The organism is Amycolatopsis sp. WGS_07 (assembly GCF_045278895.1).
Lineage (GTDB): Bacteria > Actinomycetota > Actinomycetes > Mycobacteriales > Pseudonocardiaceae > Amycolatopsis.
Genome location: NZ_CP136053.1, coordinates 9,553,679 through 9,571,794 on the forward strand (window position 1 = coordinate 9,553,679; position 18,116 = coordinate 9,571,794).

An 18,116-nucleotide genomic window follows, 5' to 3' on the forward strand; every position below is an offset into this window, starting at 1 on the left:
GCTGGACGCCTCCGCCTGGCTGGCAGCCGCCAGCCGACTGGCCCGCGCCGCCGAAGTTCTGGCAGCTGTGGACGCTCGAAGCCGACCCGCAATCTGAAACGGAACCGCCCCAAGCAGGTCCCGCTCCCGCATCGGGCAAGCCCGGGTTGTTCGGCTCCCGGAAACGGGCTCGGGAACTCGAAGCCGAACTGGCCGCGGAGACCGCCAAGTTCCACCAAGCCGTCTCACAAGTCCGTGAACTCAGCGCACACAAAGCTTCATTGAACGCGGAACTGACGGACCTCAAGACCAAATACGCACAACTCCGCGGCCGGGACGCTCTGGAGGCCGAGCGAGAAATCCGGCAGATGCGCCAGACTCTCGCCGAACTCAAGCAAGAGGCGCAGAAGCAGCGAGACACACAGGTACAGGACCGAGACGGCGCGAAAGCCCACCTTGCCTCGATCCAGCGGCAGGTCGACGAGGCATCCGCGAAGCTCGCGTCGATCCGCGGCGAAATCGTCGAGACCGAGGAGATCGCGCTGCTCCAGGAGGCCGGAATCTACGAGTTCCGGCACCGGCTCGCCGACGCCGTCGCCTACAAAGCAGCGCTGCAGCGGCTGAAGGACTCCATCAAAGTCTCCGCGAAGAACAACCACGCGATCACCGCCAGCACCGACTGGACGGTCAACGGCTCCGCTGTCCAAGGCCAGCGCATGGTCCGCGACTTCTCCAAACTGATGCTGCGCGCCTACAACGCCGAAGCCGACAACTGCGTGCGATCCATGCGCCCCTACCGGCTCGACTCCGCCAAAGACCGGTTGAGCAAGACCCGCGAGATCATCTCGCGCCTCGGCAAGACCATGAACATCAACATCTCCCCCAGCTATCACCGGCTGCGGCTCGAAGAACTCGAACTCACCGCCGACCACCTCGCCAAGGTCGAAGAAGAAAAGGAACGCATCCGCGCCGAACGGGAACGCCAACGGGACGAACAGCAGGCTCAGCGAGAGTTCGAGCGCGAAAAAGCCAGGCTGGCGAAGGAAGAAGCGCACTGGCGCAACGTCCTGCAGAAGTGGGCCGAGTCCGGCGACGACCAGCAAGCCGAAGCAGCACAGGCCAAACTGGACGAGATCGGCGACGCCATCAGAGGCGTCGAGGAACGCGAGGCGAACATCCGCACCGGCTGGGTCTACGTAATCTCCAACGTCGGCTCCTTCGGCGACGGTGTCGTCAAGATCGGCTTGACCCGGCGGCTCGATCCGCTCGAACGCGTCCGCGAACTCGGCGACGCCTCGGTCCCGTTCGGGTTCGACGTCCACGCCAAGATCTTCGACGCCGACGCGGTGAGCCTCGAAACACGGCTGCACCAGCACCTCGCCGACCGCCGCGTCAACCGGGTCAACCTTCGGCGCGAGTTCTTCTACGCTACTCCATCCGAGATCCTCGCGATCCTCGAAGACCTGGGGCTGAAGGACAACCTCGTCGACTACGTCGAGGAGCCCGAAGCGCAGGAATGGCGCACCAGCAGGCAGTTGGCCCGCGGCAACGACGAGTTATCTGTCCCTGCGGCGTCGTAGCAGGCAACCGCACAGGCAGGGAGGTACTGGGGATGGGCTTCTCAGTGAAGTTGACTCCGGGCGTGCGCATCAGGGCATCCAGCCGAGGGCTGCGGGCCAGCGTCGGGCCACGAGCCGCCCGGGTCCACGTCGGCGGCGGTCGTGCGAGCATCTCGACGGGCGTCGGCCCGGTGGGGTTCTCCACGTCACTCGGCGGCAGCCAGCGAACGCCTGCCCGCAGAACCTCCACCGCGACGTCGTCCAGGTCGCTCGCGGCCGCGGTCAAAGCCCAGCAGGCCGAAGCACTGGCCTCGGCGTTGCAAGCCATCCTCACCCTGCATCGACCGGCCTTCCCCGAAGCTCGACGCCCCGTCGCCCCGGAGCCAGCCGACCCGGACGAGCGCGAGATCTTCGAGCGGCATCGGAAATCCAGTTTGTCCGGCATCGGCGTATTCGCACGCCAAGCACGCAAGCAGGCGAAGGCCGTCGGCGAGCAAGCAGCGCAGGCCGAATTAGCCGCTCTTCGCGAGGAGCATCGCAGGCTCCGCGACCAGCAGCAGGCCGAACTCGACGGGCTGTGGCAACGGTTGCTCGACAACGATCCGGACGTCGTCATGGGCACGCTCGCCGAAGCCTTCGAGGACAACGATGCCGCCGCCGCACCGATCGGCGTCGAGGACGGCGAAGCGTCCATCGCGGTCCTGGTTCCGAGCCCCTCCGCGCTCCCCGAACGTTGTCCCACAACGACGGCGGCGGGGAACCTCTCGTTGAAGAAGCTGACCAAGCGCGAACTCGCCGACCTCTACACGCTGATGGTCTGCGGCTACGTCCTGACGACGGCGAGAGAAGCGTTCGCCGTCGCACCCGGACTGCTCAGCCAGCGCATCATCGCGCTGCGCGCCACCGCACCCGACGCCTACGGACATATCCACGCCGAAGCGATCCTCGCCGCCCGATTCACCAGGGAAGCGCTGAACGGCATCCAATGGAACAGCGCCGACGCGGCCACGATCGTCAACGACGCCAGCGACGAACTCCGGCTCAGGACGACCGGTCCGAGTCAGCAGCTCGCAGCCCTGTCCACCTCCGACGAGCCAGACCTCGCAGCCCTCATCGACGCCGTCGACCTCGACGAACTCCCGGCACAGCACAACCCGATCAACCGCACCGGCCGCTTCGACGTCGTCCTCGCCGACCCCGGTGACAGAAAAATCCAGGTGATCAAGGTCGTCCGCGAGTGCGTGAACGGACTGGGGCTCAAGGAAGCGAAAGAGCTCGTCGAATCGGCACCATGTCCGCTGCTCACTCGCGTCAACTGGGAGCAAGCGGACAACGTCAAGGTCACGCTCGAGCGTGCTGGCGCGGATATCGTCGTAGTAAACAGTAACTAGAAACCCCGGACACGGAAACGCGGCCTAAAAAATGCCACGACAGTCTGGTATGCGAGGGGCAGAATCCGCATGACGTCGAATACGCCGCAGGAAGATCCAGAATTCGATCTATCCTCGAAGAGGATCGTGCAACTCGCCGGCCTCGCGGACGCCGCTGCCGCGGGCGCTAAGCGCGGCTGGTACGAAATCTCCTCCGCGCTCACGGACAAGCGGGAAGCCGCGGACGTCGACACCGTCGCAGTCGCCTTCGACTACCGGCTGCAGGATCGCGTCGACGGAAACAGCAACCCCGTGTTCCACACCGCGCACTTGATGCCCCTCGCCCAACTGCCGCCGACCGTGGCCGACCTCTGGGCGAGCGTCGCAGCAGTCGCCACGACGGCTTCAGTTCGTGCGCGCCTGCACGATCTTCTTTTCACTCTCGGCCGACAACCCAAGCACAAGCACGCCGAGCAGGCCTGTTCCGCATACCTCGAGCTAGGCGGCGCAAACTGGGACTCGCTCTACCGTGCACGCGCGGTGATCCGCGCACTGGACATCGCCCGGCAGATGAAGCTCGAAAGCCGCGCAGACGATGCGGTGAAGCAGACCATCTCCAACATCCGCGAATGCCTCGGCAGCAATGAACGCAAGCCCGGCGTGACGCTGCGTCTGCTCGGCCGTCTCGTTGAGGAAAAGAATCCTCCGGCAGACGTCGACGAACTCTTGAAGGCAGCTCGAACCCGCTACGCTGGAGACCCGTACATCGAAGTCGACGCAGCGATGTTGCAGCGCCGCCGCGCGAAGGGCGACAAAGACGCTCTGCAGGTACTCGACCGTGAGATCGTCGGCATTTGGACCACGGCTGCGGACGCGTCGTCCGGACTTCAGAAGCTCGGCCATCTCACCAAGGCGGTCGACTACGCCAGAGACCACGGGCAGACCGACCTGCTCGCCGCAGCCACAACAGCTATGCAAGCAATCGGCATCGAAGACCTGGAGATGCAGAGCTTCAGTGTGCCCATCGAGGTTTCCGACGAGGAGATCAGGAAGTGGGTCGGCTACTTCACCCAGGGTGACGACTGGCGCGCCTGCCTCGTGCGCTTCGCGAACGGCGAGCAAGGAGCACCTCCGAGCGGGCACACCGACGACAACCGCATACAGGTGGAGAACCTCAAGAAAGAGGCCCCGCTGTACTCGATGCTCCCGCACGCCAAAATCGGCGGAGACGGATTGCCGCGTTGGGAACCACAGAGCGAAGACGATCAGGAACTACAGCGTCTAACCGATGTGGAACTCTTCCGGATACAAGTGGTCGCGCCGCTCTACGCCAAAGCGCTGCAGGAGATCGGGACGCTCCACCGCCCGATCCGCGAGGAGGTCGAGGAGTTCTTCGCCGAACATGCCTCGCTGCCGCCAGACCTGCCTCGGGTACTGGCGGACAGCCTGACCAGATACTGGCACCAGGACTACGAACCCTGCGCCTACCTTCTCGCGCCAAAGATCGAGACAATGCTGCGGTCTCTCGCCAGGACCGTCGACGAGCCGGTCTACCTGACCCAACGGAAAAGCACGCCCGGCAAGTACGTCGGACTCGGAACCCTGCTACCGATACTCGGCAAGCACGGCCTCGCCGAATCCTGGAACAGATACCTCACCACGCTCCTGGCCGGACCGACAGGATTGAACCTGCGGAACGAACTGGCACACGGATTCGTCGACGAAGTTTCTGCCCCGATCGCCGCCATGATGGTCCAAGCAGCGATGTACGTTGCGACTCTCACCCCGCGCCGGAAGGGTGGCTCGGTGCCGGGTGTCGTCGAGGCCTAGGAACCCGAACTCGTCGTTGGCTCAGGTTCTTGCCCACATCAAACCGGGCTCCGGTTCCATGCCCTCCGGGCACGACCGGAACACCACCTCCGCGAGCGTCTGTCGCAGCGCATTCCCGACTCGGTGACGCGCTCGCTACAAATGGATCGCCATGAAACGTCACAGCACCGACGGTCGAGACCTCACTTGAAGCAACAGAAGTTCGATCATGAGTGGAGCCTCTCGCCGTTGTCGTGCGGGCAACAGATTTCTCCAGAACACGTCTACGCTTGCGCTTGAATGCTGGCTCGCCCCGAGGCACCCGTGCTCTCCTAATTCCCCGAGGGAGAGAGATCGAGCGGGCCAAACCGGACGACTAGGCCCGTTTCAACTGACCCGTCACCGGCAGGCCTGCACCCCCGATTCTCCTGCCCGGTGCTCGACGACAGCCGGCACCAGTCGCGCCAACAGTCGGCAGGCGCGCCGTCTTGGCCGGCATCCGCGCCACGAGCGTGTGTCGACCGCTTCTCCGGTCCAGGCCCTTAGCTCCGCCAACCTGCATCTGACCACCGCCATCGACTGTCTTTCCGCCGCAGCGATCCGCTGGTCAGCGACGAAGTAGGCGGTTTTCGCACCTTGGCGTTACTGATCGATTACAGTGATTGTTGGGGAGGTCTCGCGCCGGATGCCCCACCGTGGTGGTGACATGTCGCTTGAGGGGTGCGCATCGTGGGTCAACCTGCGTCGAAAGCAGGCAGCTGGCTTGACGGCCTGATGTTCAACATCGGGGACCCGCCGGGTGGCGGAGGCGGGGCTGCCGCGGGCGGCGGTCCGGGTTCGAGCGGGCAGGGATTCAGCCTCAGCCATGATGAGGCGATGAGCATGCTGAACCTGGCGCGCGGCATCCGCGACGATCTGGCGAAGATGATCCCCAAAGCAGAACGTCTCACGCACCTGAGCCCGCCAGCCGAGGACCCTGCAAGCAAGGGCTACAACGCGCTACTTTCAGGATCAGGCGCGGGTGCCAGCGCGTTCGGCCACGGCTTGGGCCACATTCAGCGTGAACGCGACTACGTCTCGACGCTGATCGAGCGGCTGGAGAAGGCCCTGCACATCACCCAGGGCAGCGATGACGACGCGGCGGGAGCGGTGCAGAACGCCGCGAACTCGGGCGGAGGACTCGCCTGATGGGTTCGCGCACGCTCATGCAAGCCGCTGGACTGGTCGTGCTCGCCGCGGTCGCGGCCGGCTGCAGTTCCCCTGGCAATTCCGGTTCCGCCGTGCCGACGTCCACAGGTGCATCGACAAACACGTCCGCGGCGGCCGCGCTGCCGCACAGCGGCGCGCCGAAGGTCGCGAACCCGCTGCCGTCGACGATCCTGGACGGTTCGCCCTGCGACGGCGGCCTCACCACGGCGCAGTTGAACGAGATCATCGGCCAGGCCCCGCAAGGCTCGCCCGACACCAAGTCCAGCCTGGGCCCGAGCTGCACGTGGATCAACAGCGGCAAGGGTTCCTACGTCGACGTCGCCTACGACACCAAGAGCGACGACGGGCTCAGCTCGTGGTACGCGAACACCAAGCCGAAGTCGGTGGTGTGGAAGGAATCCGAGGTGCTCGGGTTCCCATCTGTCGCGCACGTGACGCAGAGCAGCGACTCCCCCGACGAGTTCTGCCAGGTCACCATCGGGATCAACGACCAGCGGACCGTGGACGTCTCCATCGGCCTCAGCGCAGCGAAAAAGGGAACCGTCGACCCCTGCTACGTGGCGAACGTCGCCGCCCAGCGGGTGATGACGAATCTGAAGCACAAAGCGGGTTCGTGATGTCGATCTTCGATGTCCTGGGCGACGCGGCGAAAGCCGTCGGGCACGCCGTCGAAGGCGCCGTCGAGTGGGTCGGGGACCGAGCCAGCGACGTGGGCGGATGGTTCGGCGATCTGTTCGAGGGCAACCTCGGCGAGCAGGCCGTGCCCCAGTCGGAACTGGTCAAGCAGATCATGGCGAGCAAGGGCGCGCCGGACTGGCACGGCGGCGCCGACCAGGCCGCGGAACTGGCCGAGCAGCACGCGCAGGTCAGCGGCCGCGTGCAGCAGCTGATGTCGGGCATGGAATCGTCCTGGACCGGCGGCGGCGCGGACGCCGCGCAGGCGCGGATCAAGCCGCTGGCGGACGTGTCGCAGGCCGCGTCGCAGACCTTCACCGCGAACTCGCAGAACGCCAGCGGCCTGGCGCACGGGTTCGACCAGCTGAAGGCGTCGCTGCGGCCGATGCCCGAGACTCCGCCGCACCGGACGTTCCTGGACGAGGCACAGTTCTGGCGGACCACCGACACCGAAGCGAAAATCAACCAGTACAACGAGATCGCGCAACAGAATCTCGACAAGTACAACACCTACGCGGACACCGCGAAGTCCGCGGGCCAAGGCTTGAAGATCGACTACGGGCAGCTGCAGGACTTCGGCGACGGCAACGTCGACATCAGCTCGCAACCCCAGGAGCCGGTGGACCACAGGGCAGGCCCGGACAATCCTCACCTGCGCAGCGGCGGCCACCAGCCGCCCGTGGCAGCTCCGGGGACCAGCGGGCCGGCGCAGTCGTTCGCTCCCCCTCCGCCGCCGTCGGCTCCGGTGCAGTACCAGCCGCCGGCCAGGGACGCGGCGGGGCCGCCGCACTACCAGCCTGGAGACGGACCCGGCGACGGGACGACCACAGCCGGATGGACACCGCCGGCATACGAGCGCCCGAACAGCCCGGGCTGGGCACCTCCCGCGCTGCCGAACACCGGCACAGGCGCCAACGGCGGCAACCCGCCGCCGGGGTTCGCCGCAGGCTTCGGACCCACGGGCGGCTTCGGACCCACCGGCGGACTGCCCGGGAACAGCCCGGGCAATCCCGGCGGAAGCACGGGCGGCCGAGCCGGCGGGTCCGCTGGACCGGGCGCGGGTTCCGGTGCCGCGGAAGAGCCGGCGGCCCGCGGAGGCGCGAACTCGGCCGCGGCCCGAGGCGCGGCCGGTGCCAAGGGAACACCCGGGATGGGTGGCATGGCCGGCGGCGGCAAGGGCGGGAAAGGCGAGGAAGACAAGGAACACCAGCGCAAGTACGGGCTGGATGACGACTCCGCGTTCGACCTCACCGACGACGAGGACGGCCGGCTGCGCGACCCGCGCACCGGCCTGCCGCCGACCCCGCCCACCATCGGAGGCTGACCCGCGCCGATGACGATCATCGACAGACCGGTCCGGATGCCGCGACCGGCGTTCTTCGCCGCCTGGAACTACACCGGCCTGACCAGCCTCCCCATCGTGGTGACCCCAGAACACGCCTACATGACCGCCGAATTCGCCGCCGAGCGAGAGCGGCGAGCGATGGACCGGTTCGCCGCCCTCGGACTCGCCACCCCGGACCACCGGCTGACCCCGCAATTCCGGGCCACCCTGGAACTGCTCGCCGCACCCGCCCGCGAGTGCTACTCCTGGACCGCGTTCACCCACCGCCCGCACGACGACGGCGCGTTCTTCGTCGCAGCGGCCGGACGCGACGCCATCCGGCTGATCACCGACCACCAGTCGATCCGGCTCGACCCGATCCCGCCCCGCAACCTCGCCACCGCACTGGTCGAGGCCCTGCCGGAACACCCGCCAGCCCGGATGACAACCCTGCGGATCCCCACGACCTATCTCGAGGACACTGACGTCGACCCGCTCTCGGAAATGTCCGGCCACGCCGACGACCTGCGCCATCTCCTGCGAAGCGAACGCACTGCCGTGCACAAGCTCCACGCCGCGGTCGGACACAGTGCCGACCGGGTCCACAGCACGGCCCTGACCGTCTACGACCTCACCCGCGCAGGCCGCGTGCTCGCCTTCACCAGCGACGCTCCCGACGGCGGGCTAGAAGCCACCGTATGCAGCGGCAACCGCACCAACCTCGTCGACGCGCTCAACCTCACCCTCAACGGACTCACCTGAACCCATGGATCGCGGCCCCCTGGCATACGCAATCCGATGCGGCTACCCGGGACAGACGGTGATCCTGCCGCAGACACCCGCGGTCGCCTCTTCCGCGTTCAGCACCGGCTCGGGCACGTTGGGGGCGTCACCGTCGGGCCGATCAGCCTGGGGTCGGCAACACCGGGCAAATGGAATCCGAGGCAATCCTCGGCGAACCTTGTTCTCGATCTTAGCCGGTGCTGCCGACCGGGCACTGGCTGCTCAAGGAACTTGGTAAACCTCGCCGTCGATACCCGGAAGAAAAGCAGCAACCAGACTCAGCTGACGCTATAGCAACCTTGTCGGAGCCCAGCAGGCGAAGTCCGAGGGCATGGCGCTTGCGATTCCCGCCATACACCTTCTCCCCCGACGTTCGTGCGCTGTAACAGACTGCGGCGACTAGTTCGATTTACTGGACATCGAACCCAACCTTCATCACTTGGCAGAATGCCTCCTCGCGGAGGCACGAAAGGCACTCGCATGCTCTACCGAATCTGCCCGCCGGCTGCTGTGACCTGGTGCGATATCCCCGGTGGTCGCACGCTTGATCTGGTCCGTGAACGTCCCGAGGCTGACCTTGAGAATCTGCCATGGCTGCCGGCCGAGGCTCGCGGCTTCAGCAACGACCTCCTGCGGATCGCGGTCCGTCACGGCGTTCCGACGCGCGCTGGGATCGTTCTCGATGTCGTTCACACCTTGGATCTGGGGCGGGCGGACGAGCTGCGAAGCAGCCAGATCAGGCTCGACGACGCTCAAGCAAAGCTTCGAGCGAGCACCAGCATGCAGATGATCGAGCGAATGTTCCCCGGATCGATCGGGTCAGGCGAACGGCTCGACGAAGATGTGCGAAAAGCTACGGAAAAAGTCGCTCGGGAAGCCGAGCAAGACCTCGCTGAGGTTCTGGCGGCACCAGTGCAACCGGACCTGGTCGCGCACTGGCGGCGGCTCGGCGGCCACTATCCGGACTAACCGCCTCATCGCACCTGTGGCCAACACCGGGCCACACCGAGGATTCCGCTCGGCAGGCTCACCGCGCGGTCTGCCGCAGGTGGCGCTCGGCGGTTCGACGACGAGCTGGGCCGCGAAGCGACGCATACGCACGGAACGCGTCCACCAGCGTCAGTGCCATGATCGAGGGAATCGCGACGGCACGCTCCGCATGTCTGGCAGACCGCATCCGCTCTCCCCGACCCGATCGGAGCAGTACAGGCGATGTCTCGTATCCAGCCTCCACCCTGGGCGCGGAGGTCCGCAAACTCGAGCACCGCGACAGGCGAGGATCCGAACGCCCCCTTTACTACGGTAATACGTCTTTGCGAATCCCTGCGGTATTAGAGTTCTTCCTTGCGCTGATCGAAGATTGACCGGTGCCTTACGACTTCTGTGCCTTATCTCTCTGAATGTTGTCGGGGCTGGACTCGAGTCGGAAGCCGAGGACAGCGAGGCGCAGCGTTCGCCGGGACTTCTGCACAAATGTGCAGGGCAGCGAGGAAGGACAGCAGAATCATCGCCACGAGGATGACGTACACCATTGTGAGTTCTTTTCTGGCTCGGGATTGCCGGTGAACAACACCAGGCTAGAAAACCTGCTGCGTGCTCCGCACCTCAGACCGATTTCTGCCCTGGCCGAGACGACGAGCGGTCAACCAGCGGTACGAACGGGCTCACGAGCGGCGTCAGTGCTCGGGTTCGTCCGTCCGCGCGGCCTCGAACAGCCGATCGCGCACGGCCCGGGCGTGCCGTCGGCTGACCGGGACGTCGCCGAGTTCGGTGTGGGCGACCAGGCCGCCGACGGGGTCGCTGCGCAGTTCGGTGATCGCCGCGACGGCGGCGAGATAGCTGCGGTGGGTGCGGACGAAACCGGCCTCCTCCCAGGATTCGGCCAGCTGGGAGAGCGGCATCCGCACGGTGTGGATGCCGGAGGACGTGTGCAGTTTGACCGTGTCCCGGCAGGCCTCGACGAAGAGGACCTCGCGTCGCTTGACGTAACGAGTCCGGCCCCGCGCTTCGACAGGCAGCGCCGCGAACGCGTCCGGAGCCGGTTTCGGCGCCCGTTCAGCCGACGGCAGCATCTTGAGCACCCGGTTCACCGCGGTGGCCAGCCGGTCGGCGCTGACCGGCTTCCGGATGTAGTCGACCGCGCCGAGGTCGTAGGCGTCGGCTGCGTGTTCCTCGTAGCCGGTGACGAAGACGATCAGCGGGGGCGCGGCCAGCCTCGCCAGGACCCGGCCGAGGTCGAGGCCGCTCAGCCCGGGCATCTGGATGTCGATGAAAGCCACGTCGAGAGGCACGCCCATGACCAGCTTCAGCGCCTCGCTGGCATCGTCGGCCGCGCTGACCTCGGCAATGCGAGGGTTCTCGCGCAGCAGCCTGCTGAGCCGCTCCAGCGCGAGCGGGGAGTCGTCCACCGCGAGCGCCCGCAAGCCCGGGCTCACGGTTCGTCCGGCAGGTTGAGGCGCGGGCGCGCTCCGAGATTGAACTTCGGCACCCGCAGGGTGACCTTCGTGCCCGCGCCGGGAGCGGTCTCGACCGTCAAGGCGTAATGTTCGCCGAAAATGCTCCGCATCCGGTGATTGACATTGCCGAGACCGACGTGGCTGCCGGCTTTGAGATGGCGGGTGACCTCCTGGAGCTGCCGAGGGTCCATCCCGACGCCGTCGTCCTCTACGCTCACGACCGCCTCCGCACCGGCGTCTTCGGCGATAATCGTGACCGTGCCGCCCCGCGGCCGCCGGACAAGCCCGTGCCGGACCGCGTTCTCGACCAGCGGCTGAACGGTCAGGTAAGGCACCACGACGCCGAGCACCTCGGGCGCGACCTTCATCCGCACCGTGAGCTTTCCGCCGCGCACTGCATTCTCGATGGTCAGATACCGGTCGATGTTGCGGAATTCCTCCGCCAACGTGGTGTATGTCCCGGGAGCGCGGAACGAGTACCTGCAGAAGTCGGCGAAATCCATCAGCAGTTCTCTCGCCTCGTCCGGATCCTTTCGGATGAGCTCGGCGATTGCCGTCAGTGCGTTGAAGACGAAATGCGGGGACATCTGCGCGCGCAGGGCGTTGATCTCCGCCGTCTGCTGTTCCGCCTTGGCTTTTTCCAACCCAGCCAACTCAAGCTGGACGCCGACGATCCGTGCGACCGCCTCCGCGTGCACCATCGCTTGCCGGCTGTGGCTGTCGACCACCACGATCAGCGCGGCAGCGGTCTCCCCGTCGACAACCAGCGGAACGACCACGGCCGCCCGCATTCCGCACGAGCGGCCATCCGGACACGGCAATTGGCTGTGCGCCACCAACCGCCGGTGTCCGGTGCGGCATGCGGCATCGAGGTCGAAGGCCAGGTCGGCATAGTGCTGAGCGGCACCGCCTTCCCAGCTCAGCAATGTCCCGTCGGCGTCAGCGAGGCCGACCGCCACGCAGCCCAGCACGTCGTGAAGCCGCTGAGCGACCCGACCGGCCGCGTCCGCCGTCAAGCCTTCCTGCAGGATCGGTGCTGCGTGCAGCAGCTTGTACACGGCCTCCGGGGATACCCCATTCCGACGTCGGCCACGCAGGTAGAACCAGACCGCAGCAGCAGTCGACACCGCCGACAGCACAGCAAGCGCGACGACCACGGCACCTCCCTGCGGCCAAGCGTAACGGAGAGCCACCTTCGACGGAGAACGCTCCATCAGCGACCGCGACGTCTACTGTGCCTCCTCTCCAGCTCCCGCTACAGCCACCTCAAAGGCACCGCGACATCGCCGCCAGGGTTTCGCTCGTGACGGAAAGTCGCGATCGAAATGCTGTCCGCACACCTCGGGCAGATCCCGCACAAACCGGAGATGGTTCGTTTCCGCTGCTGCGGCGATGCCGGTCGCGGGCGGTCCGGCGTCCTCACCGGGTTGAAACGGAAGCACTCTGATCTGGCACCGCACCAGAAGCGCTTCAACCTCGCGCGCCGAGCCCCTGCCGCAGGACAAGGCGAAATGGAAGAACTCGGCGTCGTGCGCGATGCGGGCTTCGCGACAAACTGCTCGGACGCCGCGCACAGGCGTACAGATTGGCCTGATGCCTTGTCGGACAACTCAATGGCGGGCTCACTTCCACGCGAACCCGCCGACCGCTGCTGAATCGCTTCGGCTGAAAAGTCACCGCCTACGGCGTGCCCACGGGCCCGCAGGATCGTCGGGCGGCTCCGCTCGGCCCGCAACCGGCCCGCCCGGGCGTGTGCGGCCGAGATCGTTGACCGTCCCGATGAACACCGGCCAATACATGTCCACAGTATCCTGGTCGGGCACGTCGCCAGGCGATTTCCGCTGCGCGTGCACATGAACGAGGTTGCGGATGCTGCGCAGCCCGCCCATGATGCGGTAGGCGTCCGTGTCGATCCACCGAAGCCGATGCGCGGCATAGATCAACGAGTGCAGCGTGAGTTTGTCCGCGGGCGCTCGCCGTACGCGCTCGGCCTTCGCCTCAGGCTCGTCCCAGATCTCGTCCGGGATCGGGCGACTCGCTGCCGCGTCCATGAGCAGCCCCTCGACTACGCCTCCGAGGTGGAACATCGCAGCCAGGTAGCAGCCGTTCGCCCGGCATTTTTCGATTTCGACAATGCGCTGGTTGAGCAACGGCACGAGAGCCTGGTCGGTGATGATCTCTTCGATCGAGTACTGCAGTTTCTGCCGGCTGATGTCCTCAGGCACGGATTTCGGCGCGACCCGGCCGTTCTTGACGACCGGGCGCAAGTCCTCGTCCAGTTCAACATGCAGGTTCTCGACTTCGAGGAGAAGGTTGAGCCCGTCCAGGACTTCGTCAGCCGATTCTCGGTCGTGGGGGTACTCGCGAGGGTCGGTCAGCCTGGTGAGCACCTGTTCGATCGCGTCGGGCTCGTTCTGCCGACGGAGAAGATGAGCGACCGTCCACGACTTGCGAGTGTCCCCGTCGTACCCGGTGACCTCTTTCCAGCCCGCGCGCCGGAAGAACTCCGCGAGTTCGTTTGCTTTCCGGTAGAACATGGTGCCGTCACCGCAGATGAGGTCCGCGACCGCGATCAAGGTCTGTTCGTCGATGGTGTCCACGCTCATGCCTCCGCCAGCTCGATCTTTTCCGCGTTCAGGGCTTCCCAGACGACGTCCAAAGCCTCCTCGGGGTCCAGAACGAATTGACTGTGCACAACCCGGCAGAACGGCCACCCCGCACGGCTCAGCTCGCGGAGGGATTCGTCGTCCCTGCGTCTGCGTTCGGTCTTGAGCCCCCGGTACTCGTCGCACATGATCACCACGGACCGCACTCGGCCACGAACGACGATGTCCAACGGCCGGCCGCCGATGTCCACATGCGGCTCCGCGTCGTAGCCGCGGCCTCGCACAGCCAGGTACACCTGCTGGACGAACAACGACCGGAACGGCGTCGCGAGCTGTGCCGGAGAAACGCCGGTGATGTCCAGGAGGTCCGGAGAGGGGCTCTCCAGTTCCTGGTAGTGACTCAGCATCCGACGCCGGATGTCTTCACCGTCAAGGCTTTCTCCCAGCGAGGTCACGAGAATGAGCTGGTCCCGGGCACGACTGACGGCGACATTCAACCTCCTGTCGTACCGGGGGTCGTTGCGGATGGTCTGAGTTCGACCGGCCGCGACAGTTGACACCAGCATGACGTCGCGTTCGTCTCCCTGAAAGCTTTGCGCGACTCCGACACGGATGTCTCGAGCCTCGATCTCGGAGGCGAGCATGCGCTTCCGGATCAGCTGGTCGAGCACTTTGACCTGTTTGGCGCTTTGCATTGCTATCACGCCGAAGGACTTTCCCTCGTACGCCGGATCCTCCAGGCAATCGGCCAGCAAATCGACGACGTACGCGGCTTCGGCCCGGTTTGTGAGGGTCTCGGAGCTCCCGGTTGTCTGACCGTCCGGAACGAATCGGATCTGAACGGGCTCGAGCCGGTCTGTCCCGTGTTGACGCAAGGGGACGAGGTCGTCGTTGTAGAACTCCTTCGACGACCAGGAGATGATCTCGGGCATGCACCGGAAGTGCTCGCGCAGTCGAACCACCGAAGGGAAGGCGGTGCTCAGGATGTCGTAGAGATTTCCGTGCGGCAGCAGAATCTCGCGGACGTGGTCGGGGACGTTCGGGAACTCGGCCTTCAACCGCGCGATCACCGGTTCCAGCCCGCGCTGGCTGCTGAACGGACTGCATTGTTTGTCGTCACCGACCACGATGACCCGCTGCGCCAGCCAGAGCAAGAATAAGGATGTCGGCTCCGCCTGGCTCGCCTCGTCAACGATCACTACGTCGAAACTGTTCTGCTCAGCGGGAAACAGATCCGCCGCTTCGTCGATTGTCATGACCCAGGCCGGGACGGCGGACTTCGCGTCGACGATGGCCGAACGCGCCGACCTCTGATTCCGCGCAGCAGGCTTCCCTCTGCCGCCCTGTCGCTGCGCGAAATGAGAGTAGGAGCGAAGCGCACGCCTCGCCGACGGATCCATTGTAGACAAGCAACTCGACCACGCCTGCGCGATGGCAAGCTCTTCCGCCGCGGCGCGCAACGACTCCTTCGCTGCCGCCAGATCCGCTTCACGCATTGCGTCCAAGCCCGGTCGGTGCTGATCGCGGACGAAGCGTTCGGCCACAGCCCAGTTCCACGCGTCGCCCACCACCGCGAAGCGCTCTTCCCACGCCTCGTTCTGACTGGATTCCTTTAGCACGGACATAAAGTCCGGATGTCCCTCTTGCAGCTGTTCGCACAGGTCACGCAGCCGGCGATGCCGGTAAATTGTCGTACGGGCCTGCCCGACCGCTTCAGCCGCGACACGGAAGGCGTCGATGTCTCGAGCACGAAGAGCCGCCGCGATACGGCCCGATTCCGGTGCGGCATCCTCGGCCGCCGCGATGTATTCCCACCACGCCAACAGCTGACCATGGTATTTCTCGTGCTCCGCGACTTCCATCCGACGTCGTGCCAGGTGTGCCCCATCCCGGAACGCGAACCAGCTTTCCCGGGTCGTCAACAGGGCGAGAATCCGGTTCTCGGCCAGGCTGCTGCGAAGACCGACGGCGATGTTTCCGAGTTCCGCCAGCATCGGCAGCGCTGCTTCGGCCGCAGCGAGCCAGCGAAGCCGGTTGGTCGGGTCCGGTGCCGGGCTCTCCAGCCAGACCACGAAACTCCACGCGTGTTCCAGGTCGGTCAGCGTCGTGAGAATGTCGAGCACGTCGTAGACGGCGGCCGCGGACTCCGCGGTCCGCAGTTCGCGTTGCCGGTAGCTGCACTTCTGCCGGACCAGCGCGGTCTCCTTGCCGAAATCCGTGAGGTGGCGGAAGATCCTGGTTCGGAACGGCCGCTGATGCTGCAGGCCCCGCAGCAAGATCCGTGCCTCGTCGCGCAGGTCCCGGATAACTGCCGGATCAGTCTCGTCGTGCCGCACGTCTCGCAGCACCGGATTCCTCGAACGGGAAGAAAGCTGTTCGGCCGCAGGCGCGCGGTTGATGAGTTCTCGCCATGCGTTCAGGTTGTTCCCGGACAACATGTCCGAGACCGCACCCTGCAGCCAGCGTTCGGTCTTCGCTCCGGCACGCTGGTCCAGATGCCGGACGATCTCCGCCAACCGGCCGAGGTCAGCCAGCCACCGATCGAGTTCCGCCGGGTCAACTGCCGCGCACCGGTCGGCGATCTCCTGGACCTGCGGGACAGCGGACGGCAGCTCGAGGCTCTTGAACAGCTGGGCAATCTGCTTCGGAGAATGGACCTCCTCTGGCGGCGGCACCGACTGGTCGGCTCGGCACGGACCCTCGGGGTGCGCTTCGAGGAGCCCTCGCAGCTCGGCAAGTTCGACAGGAAGAAGCGGGCAAGCCGCAGGTGCGGAGGCTGGCAGCTGCGGCAGCCAGCCGAACCGGTCGCGTCCGGCCCGTACCGATGAGGCGATATCCGCCAAACGCCCTTGATACCCCGGAGCGACCGGCGGGTGCTCCGTGTACTCCGATTCCCGCAACGCAGCCAGATCGCTCTCCGCGGCGAGCAACCTAGCCCGAGCCAGGTTCCACTGCTCACGGCACGTCTCGACCCGGGCCTCGGCCTGGGTCTCGGTCGTGCTCGCCAAATACTCCGACAGCGCCCGAACACACGCTTCGAGCTCACTCATGCGACCGCGCTTGCCTCCGGCGAGCGAGACGCACATGCTCCGCAGTTCCGGCGGGAGCATGCCGCGGAGAACACCGAGCGGCTGCTCGCGCTGGCTGACCACCAGGACTCGCAGACCTTCCGCCAGCATCGCCACCAGAAGGTTGGCGATGGTGTGGGTCTTCCCGGTTCCCGGAGGCCCCTGCACAACCGCCCCGTTGTCGAGCCGAACCCGGTCCAGCACAAGCCGCTGCTCACGGTTGTACGGCTTTACGAAGAGCGGGTTGTCCCCGAGCCGTTTCGAGTTGCCGGCCGCGGTCGCCCACTCCTCCTGTTCCTCCGGCGTCAGATCGTGAAGAATCTGGACCAGTGCTTGCGGCACCGGGGTATGGACGTCCCGCAGCTTCTCCAGCACATCCTCCAGAAAGGCGGCCACACTGGAACGGTCACGTCGCCGGAAGACCAGCGCCGGCGACGCCGACACCGACAACCTCTCGACACGATCTGAAGGAGGCGGTTCCGCGGTCTCGCGGTAGCGCGGCGCGTCCGGCAGCAGGCGCTCGCTCCAATCGGCGAGCCACTTGCCTGCCCCTTCGCCAGACGGCAGCAGATCCGAGTTCTCGATCTCCGCCCGGATGTCGTCCGCCCGGCCCAGCCGGTCGCCGAGCACCGGAGCGAGAAACCGGCGGTCCTCCATGGTCAATGCCGCCTCTTCGACCGGGCCGACGGTGACCCGCGAATGGCCGTCTCCGATTCGGGCGAACATCCGTTTGACCAGTAAATGCCGGTAAACGCGGCGGCCACTCTCGGCGGTACCCGCCACCAAGCCGCTGCACAGCACAAGCTCGAACTCGTCATCCCTGGTCGCCAGCCGACCGGCGACTTCGAGCAACTGTTCGAAGAGCTGGCGTTGCGGGCGACCTCGCTCTACTTGGCGCAGCCATTTGTCCCTCGCAGCCCGCGCCGCGCGCCAAACAGCCGCCAGTTCTTCTCCTGTCTCGGGATCGGACATCCGGGCAGCCAACTCGTCGGGCACATCGACCTCGGTTACGTCGTGGTCCTGCCACTGCAGGCCGTCGAGGTGTCCAGCGAGGTCCGCCGGCAGTGAAGGCGGCAACGGCAGCGGAACCAGGTCCACGGCCAGGAGCACCCCGTCGGAATCCGGCTCGGACCGCAGCCGCACCCCTCAGGCAGATCGGCCAGCCACCAGCAATCCTCGAAATCAGCCAGGTCGCAGCTGTCCGCTCTGGTCGAAGCCGCAATGTCCTGGAGGTACTGCACCAGTTTGATCGCCTCGCGGCGAGCGTTCGGGTCGTTC

General features: G+C 66.0%; 11 protein-coding genes and 1 pseudogene. 8 read left to right on the forward strand and 4 right to left on the reverse strand.

Annotated features, from left to right (window positions below):
• The first annotated feature begins 260 nt into the window (after nucleotides 1-260).
• From RPX00_RS44810 to RPX00_RS44845, 8 genes and pseudogenes are all read left to right on the forward strand, one after another.
• The gene (locus tag RPX00_RS44810) at nucleotides 261-1,559 is read left to right on the forward strand and encodes a DUF4041 domain-containing protein (RefSeq protein ID WP_406635097.1); all 1,299 of its coding nucleotides are present in this window, start codon (nucleotides 261-263) and stop codon (nucleotides 1,557-1,559) included.
• A gap of 1,154 nt (nucleotides 1,560-2,713) precedes the next feature.
• A pseudogene (locus tag RPX00_RS44815) lies at nucleotides 2,714-2,929 on the forward strand (ribosomal protein bL12); the annotation flags it as partial.
• Nucleotides 2,930-2,998: 69 nt separating this feature from the next.
• Nucleotides 2,999-4,738, forward strand: a complete 1,740-nt coding sequence (locus RPX00_RS44820; RefSeq protein WP_406635099.1) for a DUF4209 domain-containing protein — start codon at nucleotides 2,999-3,001, stop codon at nucleotides 4,736-4,738.
• A gap of 708 nt (nucleotides 4,739-5,446) precedes the next feature.
• Nucleotides 5,447-5,905 (forward strand): hypothetical protein, encoded by a 459-nt coding sequence (locus tag RPX00_RS44825; RefSeq protein ID WP_406635101.1) that lies wholly within the window; start codon nucleotides 5,447-5,449, stop codon nucleotides 5,903-5,905.
• A complete protein-coding gene (locus tag RPX00_RS44830; protein WP_406635103.1) occupies nucleotides 5,905-6,543 on the forward strand; it encodes a DUF3558 domain-containing protein in 639 nt (212 codons plus the stop codon). Before RPX00_RS44825 ends, RPX00_RS44830 begins: the two co-directional genes overlap by 1 nt.
• Nucleotides 6,543-7,925: a hypothetical protein gene (locus tag RPX00_RS44835; RefSeq protein WP_406635105.1), complete on the forward strand. Its 1,383-nt coding sequence runs from the start codon at nucleotides 6,543-6,545 to the stop codon at nucleotides 7,923-7,925. Before RPX00_RS44830 ends, RPX00_RS44835 begins: the two co-directional genes overlap by 1 nt.
• A 9-nt stretch (nucleotides 7,926-7,934) precedes the next feature.
• Entirely contained in the window at nucleotides 7,935-8,687 is a 753-nt protein-coding gene (locus RPX00_RS44840; protein WP_406635106.1) for an ESX secretion-associated protein EspG, read from the forward strand.
• Between the two features lie 501 nt (nucleotides 8,688-9,188).
• Nucleotides 9,189-9,677, forward strand: a complete 489-nt coding sequence (locus RPX00_RS44845; protein WP_406635107.1) for a hypothetical protein — start codon at nucleotides 9,189-9,191, stop codon at nucleotides 9,675-9,677.
• Between the two features lie 707 nt (nucleotides 9,678-10,384).
• Here RPX00_RS44845 and RPX00_RS44850 read toward each other — a convergent pair.
• The 4 genes from RPX00_RS44850 to RPX00_RS44865 form a co-directional block, all read right to left on the reverse strand.
• Nucleotides 10,385-11,143 (reverse strand): LytR/AlgR family response regulator transcription factor, encoded by a 759-nt coding sequence (locus tag RPX00_RS44850; RefSeq protein WP_406635109.1) that lies wholly within the window; start codon nucleotides 11,141-11,143, stop codon nucleotides 10,385-10,387.
• Complete coding sequence (locus tag RPX00_RS44855; RefSeq protein ID WP_406635110.1) at nucleotides 11,140-12,321, reverse strand: histidine kinase; 1,182 nt, start codon at nucleotides 12,319-12,321, stop codon at nucleotides 11,140-11,142. The genes RPX00_RS44850 and RPX00_RS44855 overlap by 4 nt, the downstream gene beginning before the upstream one ends.
• Before the next feature lie 516 nt (nucleotides 12,322-12,837).
• On the reverse strand, nucleotides 12,838-13,770 hold the full coding sequence (locus RPX00_RS44860; RefSeq protein ID WP_406635112.1) for a hypothetical protein: 933 nt from the start codon (nucleotides 13,768-13,770) through the stop codon (nucleotides 12,838-12,840).
• A complete protein-coding gene (locus RPX00_RS44865) occupies nucleotides 13,767-17,936 on the reverse strand; it encodes an AAA domain-containing protein (protein ID WP_406635114.1) in 4,170 nt (1,389 codons plus the stop codon). Before RPX00_RS44865 ends, RPX00_RS44860 begins: the two co-directional genes overlap by 4 nt.
• Between the last annotated feature and the right edge of the window lie 180 nt (nucleotides 17,937-18,116).